General features: G+C 56.8%; 19 protein-coding genes and 2 pseudogenes. 11 read left to right on the top strand and 10 right to left on the bottom strand.

The annotated features are described in order from the left end of the window. Window positions 1-63: 63 nt before the first annotated feature. The 6 genes and pseudogenes from MKS85_RS08135 to MKS85_RS08110 form a co-directional block, all read right to left on the bottom strand. A complete protein-coding gene (locus MKS85_RS08135; protein ID WP_047882827.1) occupies window positions 64-312 on the bottom strand; it encodes a hypothetical protein in 249 nt (82 codons plus the stop codon). A 249-nt stretch (window positions 313-561) separates the two neighbouring features. Next, window positions 562-1,269: an RES family NAD+ phosphorylase gene (locus tag MKS85_RS08130; protein WP_047882826.1), complete on the bottom strand. Its 708-nt coding sequence runs from the start codon at window positions 1,267-1,269 to the stop codon at window positions 562-564. Then, the gene (locus MKS85_RS08125; protein WP_047882825.1) at window positions 1,262-1,933 is read right to left on the bottom strand and encodes a hypothetical protein; all 672 of its coding nucleotides are present in this window, start codon (window positions 1,931-1,933) and stop codon (window positions 1,262-1,264) included. The genes MKS85_RS08130 and MKS85_RS08125 overlap by 8 nt, the downstream gene beginning before the upstream one ends. Before the next feature lie 601 nt (window positions 1,934-2,534). Further along, window positions 2,535-2,855, bottom strand: coding sequence for a hypothetical protein (locus tag MKS85_RS08120; protein ID WP_013692855.1), 321 nt, complete (start codon window positions 2,853-2,855; stop codon window positions 2,535-2,537). An 88-nt stretch (window positions 2,856-2,943) separates the two neighbouring features. Beyond that, entirely contained in the window at window positions 2,944-3,102 is a 159-nt protein-coding gene (locus MKS85_RS08115) for a hypothetical protein (protein WP_177329712.1), read from the bottom strand. A gap of 517 nt (window positions 3,103-3,619) precedes the next feature. Beyond that, a pseudogene (locus MKS85_RS08110) lies at window positions 3,620-3,886 on the bottom strand (Arm DNA-binding domain-containing protein); the annotation flags it as partial. Window positions 3,887-4,611: 725 nt separating this feature from the next. On the opposite strand from MKS85_RS08110, the gene MKS85_RS08105 reads away from it, so the two are divergent. The 8 genes from MKS85_RS08105 (at window position 4,612) to MKS85_RS08070 (ending at window position 11,879) form a co-directional block, all read left to right on the top strand. Further along, window positions 4,612-5,601, top strand: a complete 990-nt coding sequence (locus MKS85_RS08105) for an aldo/keto reductase (protein ID WP_047882668.1) — start codon at window positions 4,612-4,614, stop codon at window positions 5,599-5,601. After that, on the top strand, window positions 5,598-6,188 hold the full coding sequence (locus MKS85_RS08100) for a flavodoxin (protein WP_047882667.1): 591 nt from the start codon (window positions 5,598-5,600) through the stop codon (window positions 6,186-6,188). Before MKS85_RS08105 ends, MKS85_RS08100 begins: the two co-directional genes overlap by 4 nt. 24 nt (window positions 6,189-6,212) lie before the next feature. Further along, window positions 6,213-7,205 (top strand): aldo/keto reductase, encoded by a 993-nt coding sequence (locus tag MKS85_RS08095; RefSeq protein WP_047882666.1) that lies wholly within the window; start codon window positions 6,213-6,215, stop codon window positions 7,203-7,205. Between the two features lie 62 nt (window positions 7,206-7,267). Then, window positions 7,268-7,735, top strand: coding sequence for a cupin domain-containing protein (locus tag MKS85_RS08090; protein ID WP_047882665.1), 468 nt, complete (start codon window positions 7,268-7,270; stop codon window positions 7,733-7,735). A gap of 229 nt (window positions 7,736-7,964) precedes the next feature. After that, on the top strand, window positions 7,965-8,738 hold the full coding sequence (locus MKS85_RS08085; RefSeq protein ID WP_047882664.1) for a carboxymuconolactone decarboxylase family protein: 774 nt from the start codon (window positions 7,965-7,967) through the stop codon (window positions 8,736-8,738). A 121-nt stretch (window positions 8,739-8,859) separates the two neighbouring features. Beyond that, entirely contained in the window at window positions 8,860-9,804 is a 945-nt protein-coding gene (locus MKS85_RS08080) for an alpha/beta fold hydrolase (protein WP_177329705.1), read from the top strand. Window positions 9,805-9,851: 47 nt separating this feature from the next. Beyond that, window positions 9,852-10,904: an alpha/beta hydrolase gene (locus MKS85_RS08075; RefSeq protein WP_047882662.1), complete on the top strand. Its 1,053-nt coding sequence runs from the start codon at window positions 9,852-9,854 to the stop codon at window positions 10,902-10,904. A gap of 81 nt (window positions 10,905-10,985) precedes the next feature. Further along, window positions 10,986-11,879, top strand: a complete 894-nt coding sequence (locus MKS85_RS08070) for a LysR family transcriptional regulator (protein WP_047882661.1) — start codon at window positions 10,986-10,988, stop codon at window positions 11,877-11,879. Between the two features lie 138 nt (window positions 11,880-12,017). On the opposite strand, the pseudogene MKS85_RS08065 reads toward MKS85_RS08070, so the two are convergent. Then, window positions 12,018-13,603: pseudogene (locus MKS85_RS08065) on the bottom strand (DUF4011 domain-containing protein); the annotation flags it as partial. Window positions 13,604-13,966: 363 nt separating this feature from the next. Here MKS85_RS08065 and MKS85_RS08060 point away from each other — a divergent pair. From MKS85_RS08060 to MKS85_RS08050, 3 genes are all read left to right on the top strand, one after another. Next, on the top strand, window positions 13,967-14,794 hold the full coding sequence (locus tag MKS85_RS08060; protein WP_047882660.1) for a DUF6216 family protein: 828 nt from the start codon (window positions 13,967-13,969) through the stop codon (window positions 14,792-14,794). A gap of 735 nt (window positions 14,795-15,529) precedes the next feature. Then, window positions 15,530-15,820: a type II toxin-antitoxin system ParD family antitoxin gene (locus MKS85_RS08055; protein ID WP_047882659.1), complete on the top strand. Its 291-nt coding sequence runs from the start codon at window positions 15,530-15,532 to the stop codon at window positions 15,818-15,820. 2 nt (window positions 15,821-15,822) lie between these two features. Then, window positions 15,823-16,179, top strand: coding sequence for a type II toxin-antitoxin system RelE/ParE family toxin (locus MKS85_RS08050; protein WP_047882658.1), 357 nt, complete (start codon window positions 15,823-15,825; stop codon window positions 16,177-16,179). 208 nt (window positions 16,180-16,387) lie between these two features. Here MKS85_RS08050 and MKS85_RS08045 read toward each other — a convergent pair whose 3' ends face one another. The 3 genes from MKS85_RS08045 to MKS85_RS08035 form a co-directional block, all read right to left on the bottom strand. After that, window positions 16,388-16,687 (bottom strand): Arm DNA-binding domain-containing protein, encoded by a 300-nt coding sequence (locus MKS85_RS08045; RefSeq protein WP_047882657.1) that lies wholly within the window; start codon window positions 16,685-16,687, stop codon window positions 16,388-16,390. 408 nt (window positions 16,688-17,095) lie between these two features. Further along, on the bottom strand, window positions 17,096-18,301 hold the full coding sequence (locus MKS85_RS08040; RefSeq protein WP_039588606.1) for an MFS transporter: 1,206 nt from the start codon (window positions 18,299-18,301) through the stop codon (window positions 17,096-17,098). A 6-nt stretch (window positions 18,302-18,307) separates the two neighbouring features. Next, complete coding sequence (locus tag MKS85_RS08035) at window positions 18,308-19,165, bottom strand: cache domain-containing protein (protein ID WP_047882656.1); 858 nt, start codon at window positions 19,163-19,165, stop codon at window positions 18,308-18,310. Between the last annotated feature and the right edge of the window lie 62 nt (window positions 19,166-19,227).

Below are 19,227 nucleotides of genomic sequence, written 5' to 3'. Positions count from 1 at the left end.
GTGTCAGAACTCCCGCGCGGTGCGCGGCGACATCGTGAAGATACGGGCGCTCTCAACCTCCCGTTATGAAAGGTGGCGCACCTTGATAATCCTGCCCGAAGCTACCTTATGCTTGGGCTTGGCCATCCGAATAACCGTGTGCAGACCATCGGCCGTTGTTTCAACGAGCACGCCATCCCTGATTTCCATCACACTGAGTCCGGCCGCCAGCGTATTGATATAGGCCGCCTTAATCGCGCCTTTCGCCATGGCTGGAATTTTCTCTTCCAGCCGGCTCACCAGTTCATCACTTAACATCTGGTTGACGTCCATAACGAGCTCCGCATTTCTAGGCCAGCACGGAACCAGCCATCGTTGTTGCTGCGCTCTGTGGCAGGCGCCGCCCCTTCCTTGGGATGTACGCGAAACGTGTCTGGCCGTCGACACCACGTAAAATTTGTACGGAAATTACCATTAATGCCCCTATTAAAGCCCCCGTCTTTAGCAAGATCTTATGACTATTGAATGGCGATTTCAGCCTCAGAGAGCGGATTCCAGAGGCCACTGTTCGGTCATTTTGACTCAGCTTTTTCCCGCAATGATAACGACCCCAATCCGCTCTGCCAGATTGAGCACCGTGTCGAACACAGTCGAGTCGCCGGTCAAGCTGCATGACGCCCCCTGCGGATGGAGTGCGCCGTCAGGAATCCGGTCACCAAAGAGCACCACCGCACGTGCCGAATCATCTTGTCGCGACACCCAAGACAGCCCTTGGGCATCTGGACACTGACGGTGGATAGCCTCGGCCCATTTGCGCGTCGCAGGATATTGATCTTTCTCAGTGTCGATCAATTGTTTGCGCGTGATGCCCAGTTTCCGCAGTGGCACGCTGGATAGATCAACCAGGTGCAGCGGTTGGCTAACCTGGACGGCAGAATGCACCTGTCCAGTCAGCTTGCCTTTGTCGAAGCTTTTAAACCCAGCCGTATGGGGAACGTCGTGGAAGACGGTCTCCATCAAGGCGCAATCGACTGTCGTGCCTCCATACAAGGTGGGAATCGCCCGCCCCTGATCATCCTGGATCGGGCTGAAGCGTGCGTTGCCGTGCACACCAGGATTGAATTGATCAGGCTGATACTTATCCTGATGCACACGGTGAAGCACATCGCCTTTGGCGATCACGGTGAAAGTGACGTGCAACGTAGCCGCAGGCACTGGGGTAACGGACGCCGCCAAATCCGTGGAAGGCGTCGCCCTACCCTCACTGGACTCGGTACGCTGCTTAGCCATGGACAATGCCCTGGATTTCATCCAGTGCAGCAGCAATCACCCGATCAGGCGCCGATGCCAACAGGTCCTGAGGTCTTTTGCCGCCCAGAAAACTATTATCGGAGCGAAACCAGTAAGCCATCCCCCAGCCGTCCTTGTGGCCAGCGAAAGCCTCAATGATTTTGGCCAGTGCCTTGAACGGCCGATAGCCCGCGTCCGGGTCCAAGCCGTAGCCAGGGAAATAGTCGACCCCACCGTGGCTGATGGCAAAGATCTGCCCCTGCTTTTTCCATTTGTTGGGCTGGGCACTCGGGTTTCTAGTACTCAACTGGGCCACCTGGGCGATGTCTGCGGCGGTCAGCCAGTCACCGCTTTCCAACACCGCTTTGCGAGCCTGTACCAGCATTGCCGCTTCCTTGAGCAAGCGAGGCGAAGGCGGCTTACGCGTCACAAACACCTCGGCCAGTCGCTCCAGCGACTTCGGGTCCTGACGCTCCTGCAGCACCTCGTACATCGAAGAAGCCACATTGGCGAAGTTTTCCGCCAACGCCTCAAATACGCTGAGGTTAACCTGATCGAAAGACACGACCAGCACTCGGTCCGCATGCGAGCGGCTTAAGCTAGCCCGAATCTCCTTAGGCGTACCGACCAAGGTGGAGACGCCCGACTGCTCTGTAACGCTCATGGAAATCTCCTCATCAGTTATCTGCGCTATCCAATCCTAGCATATCTTTGATAACCCCAGCCCTAGCCTAGCCTCCATTCATCTGGATGCATAGATAGGTTTGAGGGAGCGCGCCGTGCCGTCGCTCAGCGCATGGCGTTGGGGTGAGAAGCCTAAGGACACGATCTTGGCATTCAGGTGCTGCGAGCGGACTTGTTCAAGACATGCGTTGAAAACCGCAAGAAGTCGCGTAGCACAGTGGCGCTGTCAGCAGACCACGATCTCGATTTAATTACAGTCCGGTCACCGTCGTCGGTGATATCGATTCGTTGAGCATGCGCCGGGGCGAGTTGGGCTCTGCTCCTCCATGAATCACGGCGTCGGTGGCGGTAAGCACTGAGCAGCCATCGACTGAATTCTCGAGGAGGACTGACAACTGCCGGCCAGAAGTGGCAAGGCGGTCACGTAGACGAGCCTGATTCGTTGTGCATCGCTCAGTTCCTTAATGGGTCTGTTCGTTGGCCGACAGACGCTGCTCCAGTTCCAGGCGCCTTCCAGCTCGGGACCCGCCGCTCCACGTGGCCTAAGTAATCTACAGGGCTACATTGCGGAATTGTAGGCATCAAGCCTTGCGATAAATACCCAGTCGAGCCGTAGATGGAAGGGGTAACAGCTTCGTCGAGGTGAGAGTCATTGCCCTCCCTACACCGAACGCTAGCGCTGTACTCATAGACTCCCCCGGCCGCTCCTTGTAGTACTCCTCAAAAAGCATCGAACCTTCTCCGTCGTATGCACCAACAAACAATTGAACCGCCCCGGTGCGGGAAGTCCGCACCTGCACATCAATCTGCCCACCGTCTGAGAGCAAGCCATCGTGACAACGATTGTGAAGCTCGCTATCGGACCACTCCCAAAACACTCGCCTTCGTTGTTTTAAATACATCTGTCGTGGCCTTGGGGATTATTTGTATCTTTTACTCCTTATTTTATTTGGAAAGTAAGGAAATCGAACTTTTTATTGAACTATAATCTCACTGCACGGTACTCGCGCGCCCGTACCTCTTCTTACCTGCCTGCCGGTGAACCGCGGGCGAGAAATTCTTACGCCCGATAAAAATCGGCTGCGCGATGCTGCGATTGGCGCCAAGTTCGGCTTTAGAGAGCGAATTCAAGGGGCGCTGCTCGGTCATTTTGGCTCAGTTTTTCCCGCGATGATGACGACCGATCAGGTCCGCCAAATCTAGCACCGTGTCGAACACAGCCGAATCCTCAGTCAAGCTGCGTGACGCCCCCCTGCGGATGGAACGCACCCTCAGAAATCCGGTCACCGAAAAACACCACCGCACGTGCCGGGTCATCTGTCCCGACACCCACGACAGCCATTGCACATCAGGGTAGTGACGGAGGGTCGCCTCTGCCCATTTGCGCGACGCGGGGCATTGATCTTTCTCAGTGTCGATCAATTGCTTGCTGGTGACGCCCAACCTACGCAGGGGCACGCTGGACAAATCAACCAGGTGTAGTGGCTGGCTAACCTGGACGGCAGAATGCACCTGTCCGACCCTTCACTCATCCCGAGGCATAAATAGGGTTAAGAGGCACGCCTTCGAATGATGCCGCGCCCCTCCCTCAAGGACCGAGGATTTGCAGCACATCAACGCTAAAACGATGCTCAGGAGGCGCTTTGCAGGTCAACAGCTTGGCATTGCGCTCAAGGCGTCGCTGATCGCGGGGATCGATACCCTTCGCGATCAGCGCCCTGGCGATATCACGCAGAACGCGAGCATCGCGTAGACCTATTTCAGGATAAGTACCGAGCGAAATACGAGGCTGCTTGCCCGCCCAAGAAAAGCGGAAGTGCCAGCTCTTGGTGCCTTTCGTATTCACGAAAAGAGCAAGGCCGTCAAAATCAGGAAGGGTGTAGTTTTTGGCGCGAGGTTTGGCGTGCCGGATCGCCGTACTGGTAAGAACCATCGTACTAACTCTACTCATATGAATGAAGGAGTGTTGTAGGGCTTTCAGAGGGTCAAGCAGCTCTAAAAAATGATTTACCAAGCATCGAATTGATGTACTAAATAATGTACTAAAAAGTCGTGGCTATTGATGTATCAGAATGGACTTTACTGGAATAAAAAAAGAGGCCGAAGCCTCTTTTTTTGGTTTCTACATACTTCAATGGAAGTCTATAGAAAAATAATTGGAGCGGGAAACGAGACTCGTATCTGGTGTCCTACTCATTGAAATGTAAGGGGTTTATTATCTTGCCGGGGCAGGAAAAGACTTGATTCTGGACTTGTTCTTGGGGCGTATCAAGGGCCAAGAACAGGTGGCTTTGGACTATGCGATTTGGTTCGCCCCCACAGGTAATTGGACGTAAGCGGCCCGAAGCCCATCACAGTCAATCAGCCGTACGCCTGCCGTGCCGGCCAGCTCTTTTTCTGCGAGCTGACTACTGAGCTAAGCCTTAACTCCTTGTGCCTTTACAGACAGGAAATTTGGAGCCCCCCCAGAACGAGAGTGTCAGATTTTTTGTGTGCGAGCGGTGATGGCGTACCGTGAGGCAGGCCTTCATTCGATAGTCGACACATCCCCTTTCCCGGGACTGATGAGCAAACCTCATGAAGCCTTGCCGATTTACCCGTCTAGTCCTCAGTCGTTAGCGCGCTTACTGTTCCCCAACGCAAGCTTGGGAGAACGAAATGCACAAGCGCACACTTGGCAACAGCACACTTGAAGTGTCGGCACTCGGCTTTGGCTGCATGGGTTTGAGCCATGGTTACGGCCCGGCGACGGACACTGCGCAAGCGATCGCGCTGATTCGTTCGGCGTTCGATCTTGGCGTGACTTTTTTCGACACCGCCGAGGTCTACGGCCCTTATCTGAACGAGCAAGTGGTAGGCGAAGCCCTGGCACCAGTGCGCGATCAAGTGGTGATCGCCACCAAGTTCGGCTTCACCTTCGGCGGCGACAATAAACAGCAGATTCTCAACAGCCGCCCCGAGCACATCCGGGTTGCTGTCGAGGGTTCATTGCGTCGACTCAAGACTGATTACATCGATCTGCTGTATCAGCACCGCGTCGATCCGGACGTGCCCATCGAAGACGTCGCTGGGGCGGTGAAAGATCTGATCAGCGAAGGCAAGGTCAAGCACTTCGGCCTGTCGGAGGCTGGCGCGCAGACCATTCGCCGTGCGCATGCGGTGCAGCCGGTCACAGCGCTGCAAAGCGAATACTCGCTGTGGTGGCGCGAGCCCGAGCAGGAGATCCTGCCCACGCTTTGGGAGCTGGGCATCGGCTTCGTACCGTTCAGTCCATTGGGCAAAGGGTTTCTCACCGGCACGGTGTCGGCGGAGGCCACTTACGGCAGCGACGACTTCCGCAGCATCGTCCCGCGTTTCAGCCAGTCGGCGCTGCAGGCCAATCAGGGCCTGGTGGTGTTGATCCGGCAGATCGCCGCGCAGAAACAAGCGACACCGGCCCAGATCGCGCTGGCCTGGCTGCTCGCGCAGGCACCATGGATTGTGCCGATTCCGGGCACGACCAAACTGCATCGCCTGGAAGAAAACCTCGGCGGCGCGGACATCACCCTAGACGCCGCCGAACTCAAGGCCATTGATACGGCGCTAGCGCAGATCCGCATCGAAGGCGAGCGCTATTCCGAGGCCCTCAAGGCGCGCGTCGGCCGATGAGCAACGATCACGATCCGCTACGGCGCACGGTGATCGCCGCACTGGCCAGCGCCCCGCTGCTGTCGCTCGCCGACACGCAAGGCGCCCGTGAAACACCGCGTTCCGGCTCGCGGATTCTGGTCGCGTATTTCTCGCGCTCGGGCAATACCCGCGTGGTCGCTGGGCTGATCCAGCGTGGACTGGGTGCCGATCTGTTCGAGATTCGACCCGCCCACGCCTACCCCGAGGACTATCTGCAAACCGTGGAACAAGCGCGCCAAGAACGTGACAGTGGCTTCGAACCCGACCTGCAAAACACGGTTCACGCCCTCAGCGACTACGACACGATCTATCTCGGTTTTCCGATCTGGGGTGAAACCGCGCCGCCGATCGTGCGCGCATTCCTCAGCGCCCACGACCTGACCGGCAAGACCCTCATCCCCTTCAACACCCACGGCGGTTATGGCTTGGGCAACAGCCGCAGTGTGCTGGTCAAGCACGCGCCGAAGGCCAAAGTGCTGGAAGGATTTGTGATGGAGGGTGAGCAGGAGCGCAAGACCATGGAACGCGTGAACGGCTGGCTGAACGATCACCCTCTCACGCATTAATCGAATTCTGTACGGAGTGACATCATGAAAATCCGCACGTTGGGCAATGGCCTGGAAGTGTCCGCCTTGGGTCTTGGCTGCATGAGCATGACTTCGGCTTACGGGCCGGCAGCCGACCAAGCCAGCATGATCAAGCTGATTCGTTCGGCCCACGAGCAAGGCGTCACCTTGTTCGACACCGCTGAAGCGTATGGGCCGTTCGCCAATGAAGAGCTGCTGGGCGAAGCCTTGCAGCCGATCCGCGAGCAGGTCGTCATCGCAACCAAGTTCGGCTTCGATATCGACCTGATCACCGGCGCACGTGGTGGCGGCACCAACAGCCACCCGGAGCATATACGCGCCGTGGCCGAAGCGGCGTTGAAGCGTCTGCGTACCGATTGCATCGACCTGTTTTATCAGCACCGCGTTGATCCCCAGGTGCCCATCGAAGACGTGGCCGGCACCGTCAAGGATCTGATCGCCGAGGGCAAGGTCAAGCATTTCGGCCTTTCTGAAGCGGGTGTGGAAACCATTCGCCGGGCGCACGCGGTGCAGGCGGTCACGGCGGTACAGAGCGAATATTCGCTGTTCTGGCGCGGCCCGGAGCTGGAATTGCTGACGGTGCTGGAAGAACTGGGGATCGGCTTGGTACCGTTCAGCCCGCTGGGCGCCGGTTTCCTCACCGGTCAGATCGACGAGAACACGCAGTTCGACGCGAGCGATTTTCGCAATTTCGTCCCGCGCTTTTCCCCTGAAGCGCGCAGGGCCAATCTGGCGTTGGTCGATGTGGTGAAAGCCGTCGCGCAACGCAAACACGCCACGCCGGCGCAAGTGGCACTGGCCTGGTTGCTCGCACAGAAACCGTGGATTGTGCCGATCCCGGGCACGACCAAACAACATCGCCTTGAAGAAAACCTGGGCGCGGTCGAGCTGCAATTGACCGGCGACGATCTGCGCGTGATCAACGAACAGATGGCGCAGATTCAGGTGCACGGCGAACGTCTGCCGGAGTCGGCACTGAAAATGACCGGACTCTGAGTCTGCCCAACGCGGCGCCATGTGCGGCGTCGCTTTCCCTGTTTGACCGGAGAACTAATCCGATGAACCGATTAATTGCGCCACTCGTTGCTTTGTCACTGATGGCGGCAGAGTCCCAGGCCGCCAGCGAAATCCGCATTACGCCAAACGGCTCGCAGCCCTCGGTCAAGGGCGCGGCGCAAAACTTTACCGGTACGGTGCGCGTTGATGGCCTGTTCAAAGGAGATGCGCCCGCGCGTATTGGCGGCGGCACGGTGACCTTCCAACCCGGCGCACGCACGGCGTGGCATACCCACCCGCTGGGACAGACGCTGATCGTCACCGCTGGCGTCGGCTACGTGCAGCAAGAGGGCGGGCAGCGTCAGGAGATCCGTCCGGGTGATGTTGTCTGGATCCCGCCGCACACCCGTCACTGGCACGGCGCTACGGCAGGCAACGGCATGACCCATATCGCCATCGCTGAGGCTGAGGATGGTAAGACCGTCACCTGGGCGGAACAGGTCTCGGATGGGCAATACGCCGGTAAATGAAGTTACGGAATGTGTCGAAGCTGCTCGACCGGCACGTTCGCGGCAAACCGCCACGCAACCTCAAGGCCCCGTAACAACAGGCCCGCACCGGGATTCCAGCGGTTATTGCAACGTCGACTCATGAGTTCTGCTCAGGAACCCATGCGCAATATCAGGGTTAATCGCCATAACCAACCTCCGTACGATTCAGCGACACCGCAGCGCCCTGCAAAGGATGGAGCCCTTCACGATGATCACTGACACCCGCAACAGCATTGCTCTCCCCACACTCATGGCGCTCTGCCTTGGCGTCGGGGCGATGTTCAGCGTCACCACTCAAGCAGCCGAGGCTTCGCCCACCATGACCAGCACACCCGCCAGCGCAGCCAGCTTGTCGAGCCAGCAACAAGCCATTCCACTGATCGCGGCGTTCATGGCGACCAGCGACATGCCCAGCCTCAACACGGCGCTCAACCAAGGGCTTGATGCCGGCCTGACCATTAGCGAAACCCGCGAAGTTCTTGTGCAGCTCTACGCCTACGTCGGCTTCCCGCGCAGCCTCAACGCCTTGAATGAATTGATGACCGTGGTACAGGCGCGCAAACAACGTGGCATCGATGATGCGCCGGGGCGTGAGCCGAGCCGGGCAATTCCGGTCGGGGATGAGCTACTGGCCGCGGGCACGGCGAATCAAACCAAGATCTCGGGCGCACCGGTCAAAGGCCCGGTGTTCGAGTTCGCCCCGGTGATCAACCGTTTCCTGCAAACCCACCTGTTCGGCGACATCTTCGAGCGCGACAACCTCGACTGGCAAAGCCGCGAACTGGCGACAGTCGGGGCGCTGGCAGCGACCCCGGGCGTGGAATCGCAACTGCGTTCGCACATGGCGGCGAGCCTGCGCGTCGGGCTGAGTGCGGCACAGTTGCGCCAGGTCACCGAGCTGCTTGAAAAGCATGGCGATACACAGACTGCCAAGCGGGCAAGCGCAGCGCTGACCCAAGCGCTCGCAACAGCGGGGAAATGACATGAAATCTGCAAAGCATTTACTGAGCGTCACGCTGCTGAGCCTGTTGGCGGCCTGCGCGAACCACTCCGAAGGCCCGCTGCTGATCCAGAAACAAGGCAGCTTCGCCGCAGGCGGAACGATGACCACGGCACCGGGCACCTTCAACCCGCGCCAACCGATGACGCCCAACGGCCAGACCTACCACGGCGACCACGCCTACGCGTTCTATCAAATCCCGGTGGACGCGCGAAAACTGCCCATCGTCATGTGGCACGGCGCGGGTCAGTTTTCCAAGACCTGGGAAACCACCGCCGATGGTCGCGAGGGTTTTCAGAACATCTTTCTGCGCCGCCACTACGGCGTCTATCTGATCGATCAGCCCCGGCGTGGTGATGCCGGGCGCAGCATGGTCGAGACCACCATCAAGCCTGTGCCGGACGAACAACTGTGGTTCAACCAGTTCCGCATCGGCCTTTGGCCCCGCTACTTCAACGGCGTGCAAGTGGCACAGGACGCCCAGACCCGCGAGCAGTTTTTCAGGGCAATGACGCCGAACACCGGGCCGTTTGACATGGGCGTGGTCTCCGACGGTGTGTCGGCGCTGTTCGACAAAATCGGCCCCGGCATCCTGTTTACGCATTCTCAGGGTGGCGGGCCGGGCTGGTTGACGGCGATCAAGAACGACAAGGTCAAAGCCATCGTGGCGTTCGAACCGGGCAGCAGTTTCGTGTTTGCTGACGGTGAAGTGCCGGCGCCGATCCCCAGCGCGTTCGACACGGTGCAAGGCGCAGCGGTGCCGATGGAGCAGTTCATGGCACTGACGCGCATTCCGATTCTGATCCTGTATGGCGACAACATCCCGGAACAGGCAGTCGATCTGCCCGCTCAGGACAGTTGGCGCGCGCGCCTGAAAATGGCCCGACTGTGGCGTGACGCGGTCAATCGCCACGGCGGTGATGTGCAACTGATCCACTTGCCGGAGATTGGCATTCACGGCAACACCCATTTCCCTATGTCGGATTTGAACAACGTGCAGATCGCTGGCCTGGTCGCGCAATTCCTCAAAGAGAAACAGCTCGACTGACCCAAATACTTTTGCAACTGCCGCCTTTTTTTGCTCAGGAGCTTCACGTGAAGAACACCCTCAAAGCCACGTTCATGTCGGCATTGGTCGGCCTCTCGGCAGGCGAAGCCTTGGCCGCCGACTACAAGAAGAACCCGTTCACCCTCGTTTACGACGGCGCCATCAGCAAAAACGAACCGGGCAAGGTCAACATCCATCCGGTGAGCTACAAGCTCAACGGCCTGGACGTTGCTGCCAACGTCTACACCCCGGCCAACTATGACGCGAAAAAGACCTACCCGACCGTGGTCGTCGCGCATCCCAACGGCGGTGTGAAAGAGCAAGTCGCCGGTCTGTATGCCCAGCGCCTCGCCGAACAGGGCTACATCACCATCACGGCCGATGCGGCCTATCAGGGTGCCAGCGGTGGTCAGCCGCGCAGCATCGATAAACCGGGGTATCGCATCGAAGACATTCACGGCATGGCCGATTTCATCAGCCAGTTCGCTGGCGCGGATGACAAGCATCTGGGCCTGCTCGGCATTTGTGGCGGCGGTGGTTATTCGTTGGCGGCGGCGCAAACCGACAAACGCTTCAAATCCCTGGCGACGGTGAGCATGTTCAACTCGGGTCGAGTACGCCGCAACGGCTACAACGACTCGCAAATGGACAGCATCCAGCAACGTTTGCAACAGGCATCAGCAGCCCGCGCGCAAGAAGCAGCGGGGGGCGCGGTGCTGTATTCGGGGGATGCCAACCTCACCGACGAGCAGATTGCCAAACTGCCTTTCCAACTGTATCGCCAAGGTTATGAGTACTACTGGAAAACCCACGCGCACCCGAACTCGACCTTCAAATACACCACCAGCAGCCTTATCGACCTGATGCGTTTCGACGCCACCGACCATATCGAGTTGATCAATCAACCGTTGCTGATGATCGCCGGCAGCAAGGCCGACAGCCTGTACATGACTCAGGATGCGTTCCCCAAAGCCACCGGTACCACCGACAAGGAAGTGTTCATCATCGATGGCGCCACCCACATTGAAACCTACTGGGTGCCGCGTTATGTCGATGCGGCGATCGGCAAACTGACGGATTTTTACGCACGCACCTTGTGATCAGCGCGCCAAGGGTCGCGCATCCGTGCGCGACCTGCTTTCATGGAATAATCAAGCGCTCCTCATGAGAGGTTCTCATCAATGTCCCGCCCCAATCTCAACGACCTGCAAGCCTTCGTGGTCATCGCCCGCGAAGGGAGTTTTACCCGTGCTGCCGCGCAACTGGGCGTTTCGCAGTCAGCGCTGAGCCACACTCTGCGGGCACTGGAAACCCGGCTGGGCGTGCGCTTGCTGACGCGGACTACGCGCAGTGTTTCACCAACGGAGGCGGGCCAACGCCTGTATCAAGCGATGGCGCCGCGCTTTGAAGAAATTGAACTGGAACTGGCTGCAGTCAGCGAGTTTCGCGACACCCCCGCCGGCAATGTGCGGATTCAGGCGTCCGAGCATGCGGCGAACAATATTCTCTGGCCGAAGCTGCTGAAGGTGCTGCCCGACTACCCGGACATCAAGGTCGAAATCACCGTCGATTACGCCCTCGCCGACATCGTCGCGCAGCGCTATGACGCGGGTGTGCGTCTGGGTGATCAGGTGGCTAAGGACATGATCGCCGTGCCGATCGGGCCATCGTTACGCATCGCCGTTGTCGGCTCGCCGCAGTATTTCCAGCATCGGCCCTACCCGATGGAACCGGGAGATCTGGCGGCGCACAACTGCATCAACCTGCGCCTGCCGACTCACGGCAGCCTGATGCAATGGGATTTCGAAAAGGATGGCCACGAACTCAAGGCCCGCGTCGAAGGCCAATGGACATTCAACAGCAGCGTGCCAATTCTGCGTGCGGCCGTGGCGGGATGTGGCTTGGCTTTCCTGCCAGAGGACATGGTGGTGAAGGAGCTTGCCGACGGTAGCCTTGTACGGGTGTTGGAAGATTGGTGCCAACCCTTTGCCGGTTACCATCTCTACTACCCCAATCGCCGTGAACATTCGTCAGCGTTTGGCGTTGTAGTTGAAGCGTTACTCTACAAGAGCTGAGTCATCGATCCTCAAGGCGTCTGAATTTTTCCCGCCCCCTCAAACCCTGAATCAGCAGATGATTTTGATCGACTGCGTCGGGCGCGACCGTCTGCAATGGGTGGTTTACTGTTGATTATGAATGGCAGCTATAGGCCCAGACACCCCCGACAATGCGCTTTTGCGTTCAAGTTTTATTGGCAACAGGACCAATGGCGCGGAGTAGGTTTTGGGGTCATCCGCGCTTTTCTTCCACTTCAGAAACCCAATAGCCAAAAACAGCGTATTCGCACCACCTTCCTCGAGATCAGTCCGCGCCTTTCGATAGAGCTCGACCAAGATGGCATCCAACTTAGTCTTTTCCAGGTTCGCTAGTACCTCACCGCGATCCAGCGCTTGCCGGGCCACCTCCTCCAAGAGGTTTTCTCTGTTTTGCTGCTCATACAACGCTGGGTCACGACCGCCACTCCTGAGGTCAGGCACCGGGACTACCCGGATACGCTTGCCGCTAGCTAGTAAATCCTCAAGCCCCGCAGGGTCCGGGCACATCAAACGAACACCTTTCGCGCTGTCCGGAAGGTGTAACAAGCGATTGCGCGTAGTGAGATCCAGCAACTTACGTTGCCACAAGATGAGCTTACCTGCGGCACCATTGGTCTCCACAACGATCTCAACGTCGAAGCCTGGCAACGACGGAGCCTCTTCTAACACTTCACGTTGCTGTGGCTGTTGTCCCGATTCTACGGGAACATCGTAAGCCGCTACGCTCGCCGAAAGTGGACGGATCTTTTGCATGCGCGCGCGATGTACATCAATTGCCATGACGAAGTCGTCATCGCTCAGTTGGCGCTCGGCAGCAGAAACGGCATGGCTAAAACTCGGAAACGGAGATTGCGTAGCTAATGTGGTTTCAAAAACCACGAGTTCCTTAAGATCGAGACGTTTACGAACGGCCGACGCTTCATCGGTCAACAATTGTGAGAATTCCTGAGGCTGTAGCCAGACTCCGGTGAATGCGTGCCCCTTGGTCATGATTACTAGAGGGTTAAGCCCGGCTTGCTCTAATGCCGCGGCAAACAACAGTGCGCTGTCCAAGCACGTGGCAACACCGTTTTCCAGAACCTGACTGGGCGTGCGGATTTTCTGCCCCTGCTGCTCAAAACTCGCCGGAGGCAGCGCATAGCTCAGCTTAAAGCTGCACACACCTGACCAGATAGCAGACGCAAGCTCCCAGGTCCGCGTGCGAGATTTTCCTTCATAGCCATCAATGCCATCTTTTTTCCTGCACCGCGTAGTACGTCTGACGCCGCCTTCAACAACCGATCGACGGCTGGATCGTTAGGCATACAGAAGGCCGGCAGTAGCTCTGGCATAGCATTGAGGCCACCCCACTCTGCCCGCGCCAAGAGCTCAGTCGGCAAGCGTTCTTCAGCAAGCAGCTCATCGCCCTGGAATAATCGCAATATTACTTCTGCGGCCAAGCTTTCGCTCAAACCAGCCAGGTAATTCGCATTTAGCCTGATATCGCGATCGCTAACGGTGAGTCGATCACCAGGACTGACCCGGTCGATGTGCCAAGTACGGGTTTCAACAAACTCAGGATCAGTGGTGAGCGTAAGTACTAAGCCCTGCTCAGGCACGTCTCCTTCGTTCCTGATACTAAGCTCACGCAGCAGTGGAACAGCGTTCTGGTGCGAGGCAAAGCCGACTTTTCGGGCGACAACCGCCTCGATCTTCATGCTCATCAACGTCTCCTTGAGCGATACGCCTGCATTCCTGGCAAAGGGAGGGCGGCTGGATATAGCGCCGAGGATACATTGCCTGAAAAGCATTCGCACCGAAAGCGAACGCAAACCGGATTTGAAGCGGGAGCGGCTGGTACTGGAGGCAACGACCTGCATGCACGTTACAATATCGGCAAGACACTACCCCAGGATCACGTCGCCCGGTAATTCCAACGCAACAATGATCCTTGGGGCTGCCGTAGCAGTGACTACTGGCCCTATCATTTTGTTGTTGATATAGATTTCAACGCCGGCATGTCCAAGCACCAAAAAAATAGTTTATGCTTTTCGACAAACCTACATTACCATACAGGAAGCAGCGCATTGTCAGAACCGCTCGCAATTTCTCCATTTCAACTAATCGATGCTGGAATAAAAATATCTCCATACTTCGGAGCGCTCATCTTGGCGATATACGTTCTAGGAAGAACGAATGCGCTTTTCTATATCGTATACCGTGGCCATCAAATTTTAGGGGGAGCAAAAGACTTTCATAGCAAGTCCGCCCAACGTCATTGGAAAGCGCATGAAGATTTCCAACGATTTAACCTGTGGTTCGGCATGAACCTCCGAACCTCACGTAATATGACAAAATTCTTGTCTTGGTTAGATCACCATGAATTAACTATCGAGGAACTCTGCCGTGCGCGACGCTACTTCAACGCAAACAAACTCGAATTTGCGATTCCTACACCGTGGCACCGGTGGACGATGCGCGCCAGCATCTTGGCAGGTATCGCAATACTGACTGAGGTCTGGGCGGTATTTGTCGATGCCAGACTGGCTTTTTACACCGTGAACAAAACCAAGACTAGTTTCTGGGTTGAAGAGAACCAAGCCAGGAGTTCTACCGGAAAAGCTTTGGATTGGCTCTCAGAATCTTGGATAATCGATACAGAATATTGCCTATTTTCCACAGATACCGCCCCGCTCGCCAATGAATGGGACAAAGAGGTTATCTGCGATCTGGTGTTGGGAAACCAAAATCCACAAATAGAAGAAGCCATTAAGTCTCAAAGATTCATCGCTGTAAGTGCCGGCATTCTGGGAGCGGCTTGGTTTATATTCTTGCTATTCATCGTTGACCGTGAGCGCAACGCTAAAGCACTGCTGCAAAAGGTGGACAAAAACAATACAGAGCCTACACTTTAGTCGTATATATTTTACGAAAGACAGCAACCAGACTCATTAACTATGGACAACCCATTTACTAGAAGCTAATAACAGACTTGATTATGGCCTAATGATAAATCCAAATGCAGTCACTCACAAAACGAAGCATGAAAATAATTCCCTCTTGAGGCGCGCAAGGAGGGTAACTTCAGGGCGCTGCTCGGTCATTTGATAAACCTTTTCTCGGCAATAATGGCAACACCAATCCGGTCTGCCAGAAATAGCACCGTGTCGAATATACTCGAATCCTTGGTCAAGCTGCGTAGCGCCCCCCCTGCGGGTGGAGCGCACCGTCAGGAATCCGGTCACCGAAGAGCACCACCGCACGTGCCGAATCGTCTTGTCACGACACCCAAGACAGCCCTCGCGCATCTGGGCATTGGCGGTGGATCGCCTCAGCCCATTTGTGCGTTGCGGGGGTATTGATCCTTCTCAGTGTCGATCAATTACCTGCGCGTGATTCCCCATTTACGGAGGGGGGACAGTGGACAGATCGACCAAGTGCAGCGGCTCCGTTTATGTCTTTCAGGTTAGCTTTGGAATACGCTTGGCTTTGGCCAAATCCTGAACAAGCCTGCCACACATCAGTGCGCGGCGGGTGAACCTGTACGACTCAGTTCGTCAGATACAGCTCTTAAGATATGTGCTCCTCGGTAAAAATGGCATATTATGCCAATGGTCGAAAAACCTGTTTGCCCAAAGCTGGAGCTAATTATGGCAACGCGAAACGTTGTGCTCACCCCTCACCAGGAACAGGTTATCCAGGACCTGGTGCAGTCCGGCCGTTATCAGAATGCCAGCGAAGTGATGCGAGAAGGTTTGCGCCTATTAGAACAGCGCGTCGCCGAAGACGCTGCCAAAATTGAGGCTCTGCGTCAGGCTACCTCGATCGGCATTATGGATCTTGAGCACGGGCGCTTCACTCAGTTGAACGAAGGGGAGCTGGAGCACTACCTCGAGGGCTTAAGTCTGGAGGCCACTCTCCCCGCGAGAGAGAAACACTGAGCATGCCGCAGTATCGGATTTCCAACGCGGCGCGCGCCGACATTGTCGACATCCTCAGGCTCTCCCAGACGCAGTTCGGCGATCAAGCACGCCAGCGCTACCAGGCGCTGATCCTCGCGGCGCTTCAAGCGATTGCCGATACGCCTTATCGCATTGGCAGCCACGACCGCGATGAGCTTGCGCCGGGCCTTCGCAGCTATCACCTCATCTATTCACGCCAGCAGGCTAAACACCCCCATGGAACGGTCAAAAGCCCGCGCCATGTCGTGTTCTATCGCGTGGCAAACGACGACGTGATCGAGGTCGTCCGACTCCTTCATGACGCCATGGAGGTCCAGTTGCACCTGCCCAACGACTGATTACCGACCTGGCCCAACGGTTTAACTGACCATAAACGACGAAGGTAAGGCGTCGCCCTCTACACCTCAACCTGAGCGCCCTCGCTGTCAGCCGATTCGGCGGCCAATTGAAGTGGGAGGTTCTGGGTCCGACCGGCCTGTCGAGACCCACGACCACAAACACGATGTTCAACTTTGTGTACCACTTTCGATGCTGAACAACCGTTTCTTAGGCGTTCTCCGTGGCCAGGCGCCTGGCATTACGCTCCAACTGCCGATGGACACGCGGATCAATGCCCCTGGCGACCTGTGCCCGCGCAACATCACGCAGCGCCCGAGCATTTCGCAAGATAACTTCAGGATAGGTACCGAGCGAAATACGGGGTTGCTTATCCGCCCAGGAAAAGCGGAAGTGCCAGCACTTGGCGCCTTTGGTATTTACGAAAAGGGCAAGGCCGTTGTAGTCAGGGAGGGTGTATTCCTTTGCACGGGGTTTGGCATGCCGGACTGCAGTGTCTGTGAGAGCCATCTTACAATCTCCGTCTCGTTTGAATAGAGGAGATTTGTACGGTTTCCAGTGAGGTGAGTACCACGAAAAAGCGATTTATCAAATGCCGAATTGATGTACTAAATAATGTACTGAAAAATTGTGGCTATTAATGTATCAGAATGGACTTTACTGGAATAAAAAAAGAGGCCGAAGCCTCTTTTTTTGGTTTCTACATGCTTCAATGGAAGGCTATAGAAAAATAATTGGAGCGGGAAACGGTCTTCAAAATCGAGAGGGCTTTCCATTATGGCATGGCGTCCAGTCGATCACATCGTCGGCCAGGCAGGCCGCGAACAGGAAGCCTGTGGATCGCTGCGCTCTCAGAGCGTCGAAGGGCTTACTTGCGCATTAGTCATGTCAAACAGAGGGACCATTAAGCAAGCCGTATCAATCGCGTATGCGGCCCTTCCGCCAACATAGGCAGAGCGCCACTAGAAACCCGCCTGCTGACATCAGTGCAGCACAGAGAAATATCGCAGCATAGCCAAAACCTGAGGCAACCAGGCCCATCACCGGGCCGGCGATCCCCACTGCAATATCAAAAAATATTGAAAGGGCACTGAGCGCCGAGTTACGGTTCGCGGCCGGAGTGCTCGCCAATGTCTCCACGCCTAGCCCCGGATAGACCCATGACACACCTATCCCGGTCAACGCCCCGCCGGCAATGGCCAGCGCAGGAGACGGCGCCAGCCATATCAGCAGCATGCCCAAGGTCTGTACAAGCAGGCACCCACCCACCACCTTGTACCCTCTGAATCGCTGCAGTATTCCCGGCGACGACAATCGGGCAACGATAAAACCTGCCCCGAAGCCACTTAGACAGTAGGCGGCGTGATCCCAGCCCAGACTGTCGAAGTACAGTGCGACGAACGCCGTCAGCCCGCCAAACCCCACCGAACTGCAAACCAGGACCAGGCCATTTGGCAAGACGGCGAACAGGACTCGATAAAATGCCAGACGGGCGCCTGTCACTAATGGAGCTGACCGCTTGCCCAGAGCCAAAAGCAGGAACATCAGGCCAAGCAACACGGTGCTCAACCCCACACTGGCGATACCCAACGAATTGTGCAGCAGCACACCCAGTGGCGCGCCAACAGCCGTGCCGCCGTAAGCCGCTATTCCGTTCCACGACATGACCTGTGCTGCCCGAGGGGCACCGCATAACCCGATGGCCCAGGTGCAGCAGGGCGTGGAAATCATGGCTGTGGACGCCCCCAACACCAACCTCCCCAGCAGTAATAGTGTCAGGGTCAACCAGGGTTGGGTGTGCAGGAAAATGGCGAGCGCAGTCAGGGTGCCGCTCAACATCAAGCCACTGAACCCACACACCACCGCGTATTTGGCACCCAGGCGATCGGCCACGCCACCAGCCAAGGGGCGGGTCAGGAGCGTCGCCAGGTACTGCGAGCTGATCACCACACCCGCGAAAACCGAGGGCAGGCCCAGGTCATTGAGGACGTAGCCCGGCAACACAGCAAGCGGCAAGCCACTGCATACGTACGAGATAAAGTTGAAGCTGATAATGGACAGAATCATCCAATGGCTACGGGTCGCCTTGTCGCTGCCATGGCTCAAAACACCGATATCACCCATCATTGATCACTTGATTGCATAGCAGCCCACGGCGACGATGTACCCGTTCACCCGCTGCAGAAAAGTCCTCTTGTATTCGTTCTGCCCGGTCATAGGGTTGCGCCACAGATAGGCGATCTCCCCTGTTTCATGGGCGCTCATCTGCTTGAGAATATCCTCGCCAATAGGCTTGCCGTCGGTTGAGCGCAATGACTTGAAGTCGGTGCCGATCAACCGGGGCGAAAAACCGTGAGCGACAAACCGCTGGGTTTTCAGGTCCACCACAAAGGCATAAAGATCATCCCGGGTGAGCTGCTTATCGTGCTGATTAATGAGGCTGAAGGTGGTTTTAGCGTCGTTGGCAATTTGCCCCGAGATTTGGCGCAGCAGTTGTTGTGCCTGTTCCGGGCTCGACCGTGGCATGTAGTAACCCACGGAGATCACCCGATCCTGCACACGCTGATAGAACACCCGTTTGCGCTCGACCTTGGCGTGTTGCCAGTTCCACCAGCGGTATTCGGCGCTATGCACAACGCCGTCATCTGGCTGTGAAATGGCTTGCTGGAATACAGCTTTGAGGTCGTCGTCCAGGAAGCTGACCACCGGTTTGCCGACCAGTGAAACTGAAGGCCCGCCGCTCGCAAGCATTACACCGGAGGTATCTACCACGTAGATGTACAGCTCACCATCGACATAGGCCCCCTGCCGGCTGAACTCGGCTAACGCTGTGTCGCCCTTGGCTTTGTACTCGGCGACAGCTTTTGCCAGCAAGGCTTTGGCACGCTGGGTGTCGGCACCATAGGCATCCGCTGGGGCTTGCTGAGCAACGCCGACTAGAGAGACAAAACACAGGCAAAGCGCAGCGAATGCTCGATAAAGGCCCACTGTCGTTTCCTTTGGTGATCTTTCTGTTTTCACGATGGACTGAGGCCCCCCTTGGGACTGTG

The organism is Pseudomonas sp. JL2 (assembly GCF_031570495.1).
In the GTDB taxonomy this organism is placed as follows: domain Bacteria; phylum Pseudomonadota; class Gammaproteobacteria; order Pseudomonadales; family Pseudomonadaceae; genus Aquipseudomonas; species Aquipseudomonas rhizophila.
This window is presented reverse-complemented; position numbering and strand designations above follow the sequence as displayed.

Bases quoted from the DNA above. Each gene is read 5' to 3' on its own strand.
- MKS85_RS08135 (WP_047882827.1), bottom strand. From the start codon at position 312: ATGGACGTCAACCAGATGTTAAGTGATGAACTGGTGAGCCGGCTGGAA.
- MKS85_RS08130 (WP_047882826.1), bottom strand. From the start codon at position 1,269: ATGGCTAAGCAGCGTACCGAGTCCAGTGAGGGTAGGGCGACGCCTTCC.
- MKS85_RS08125 (WP_047882825.1), bottom strand. From the start codon at position 1,933: ATGAGCGTTACAGAGCAGTCGGGCGTCTCCACCTTGGTCGGTACGCCT.
- MKS85_RS08120 (WP_013692855.1), bottom strand. From the start codon at position 2,855: ATGTATTTAAAACAACGAAGGCGAGTGTTTTGGGAGTGGTCCGATAGC.
- MKS85_RS08115 (WP_177329712.1), bottom strand. From the start codon at position 3,102: ATGACCGAGCAGCGCCCCTTGAATTCGCTCTCTAAAGCCGAACTTGGC.
- MKS85_RS08105 (WP_047882668.1), top strand. From the start codon at position 4,612: ATGCACAAGCGCACACTTGGCAACAGCACACTTGAAGTGTCGGCACTC.
- MKS85_RS08100 (WP_047882667.1), top strand. From the start codon at position 5,598: ATGAGCAACGATCACGATCCGCTACGGCGCACGGTGATCGCCGCACTG.
- MKS85_RS08095 (WP_047882666.1), top strand. From the start codon at position 6,213: ATGAAAATCCGCACGTTGGGCAATGGCCTGGAAGTGTCCGCCTTGGGT.
- MKS85_RS08090 (WP_047882665.1), top strand. From the start codon at position 7,268: ATGAACCGATTAATTGCGCCACTCGTTGCTTTGTCACTGATGGCGGCA.
- MKS85_RS08085 (WP_047882664.1), top strand. From the start codon at position 7,965: ATGATCACTGACACCCGCAACAGCATTGCTCTCCCCACACTCATGGCG.
- MKS85_RS08080 (WP_177329705.1), top strand. From the start codon at position 8,860: ATGACCACGGCACCGGGCACCTTCAACCCGCGCCAACCGATGACGCCC.
- MKS85_RS08070 (WP_047882661.1), top strand. From the start codon at position 10,986: ATGTCCCGCCCCAATCTCAACGACCTGCAAGCCTTCGTGGTCATCGCC.
- MKS85_RS08055 (WP_047882659.1), top strand. From the start codon at position 15,530: ATGGCAACGCGAAACGTTGTGCTCACCCCTCACCAGGAACAGGTTATC.
- MKS85_RS08050 (WP_047882658.1), top strand. From the start codon at position 15,823: ATGCCGCAGTATCGGATTTCCAACGCGGCGCGCGCCGACATTGTCGAC.
- MKS85_RS08045 (WP_047882657.1), bottom strand. From the start codon at position 16,687: ATGGCTCTCACAGACACTGCAGTCCGGCATGCCAAACCCCGTGCAAAG.
- MKS85_RS08040 (WP_039588606.1), bottom strand. From the start codon at position 18,301: ATGGGTGATATCGGTGTTTTGAGCCATGGCAGCGACAAGGCGACCCGT.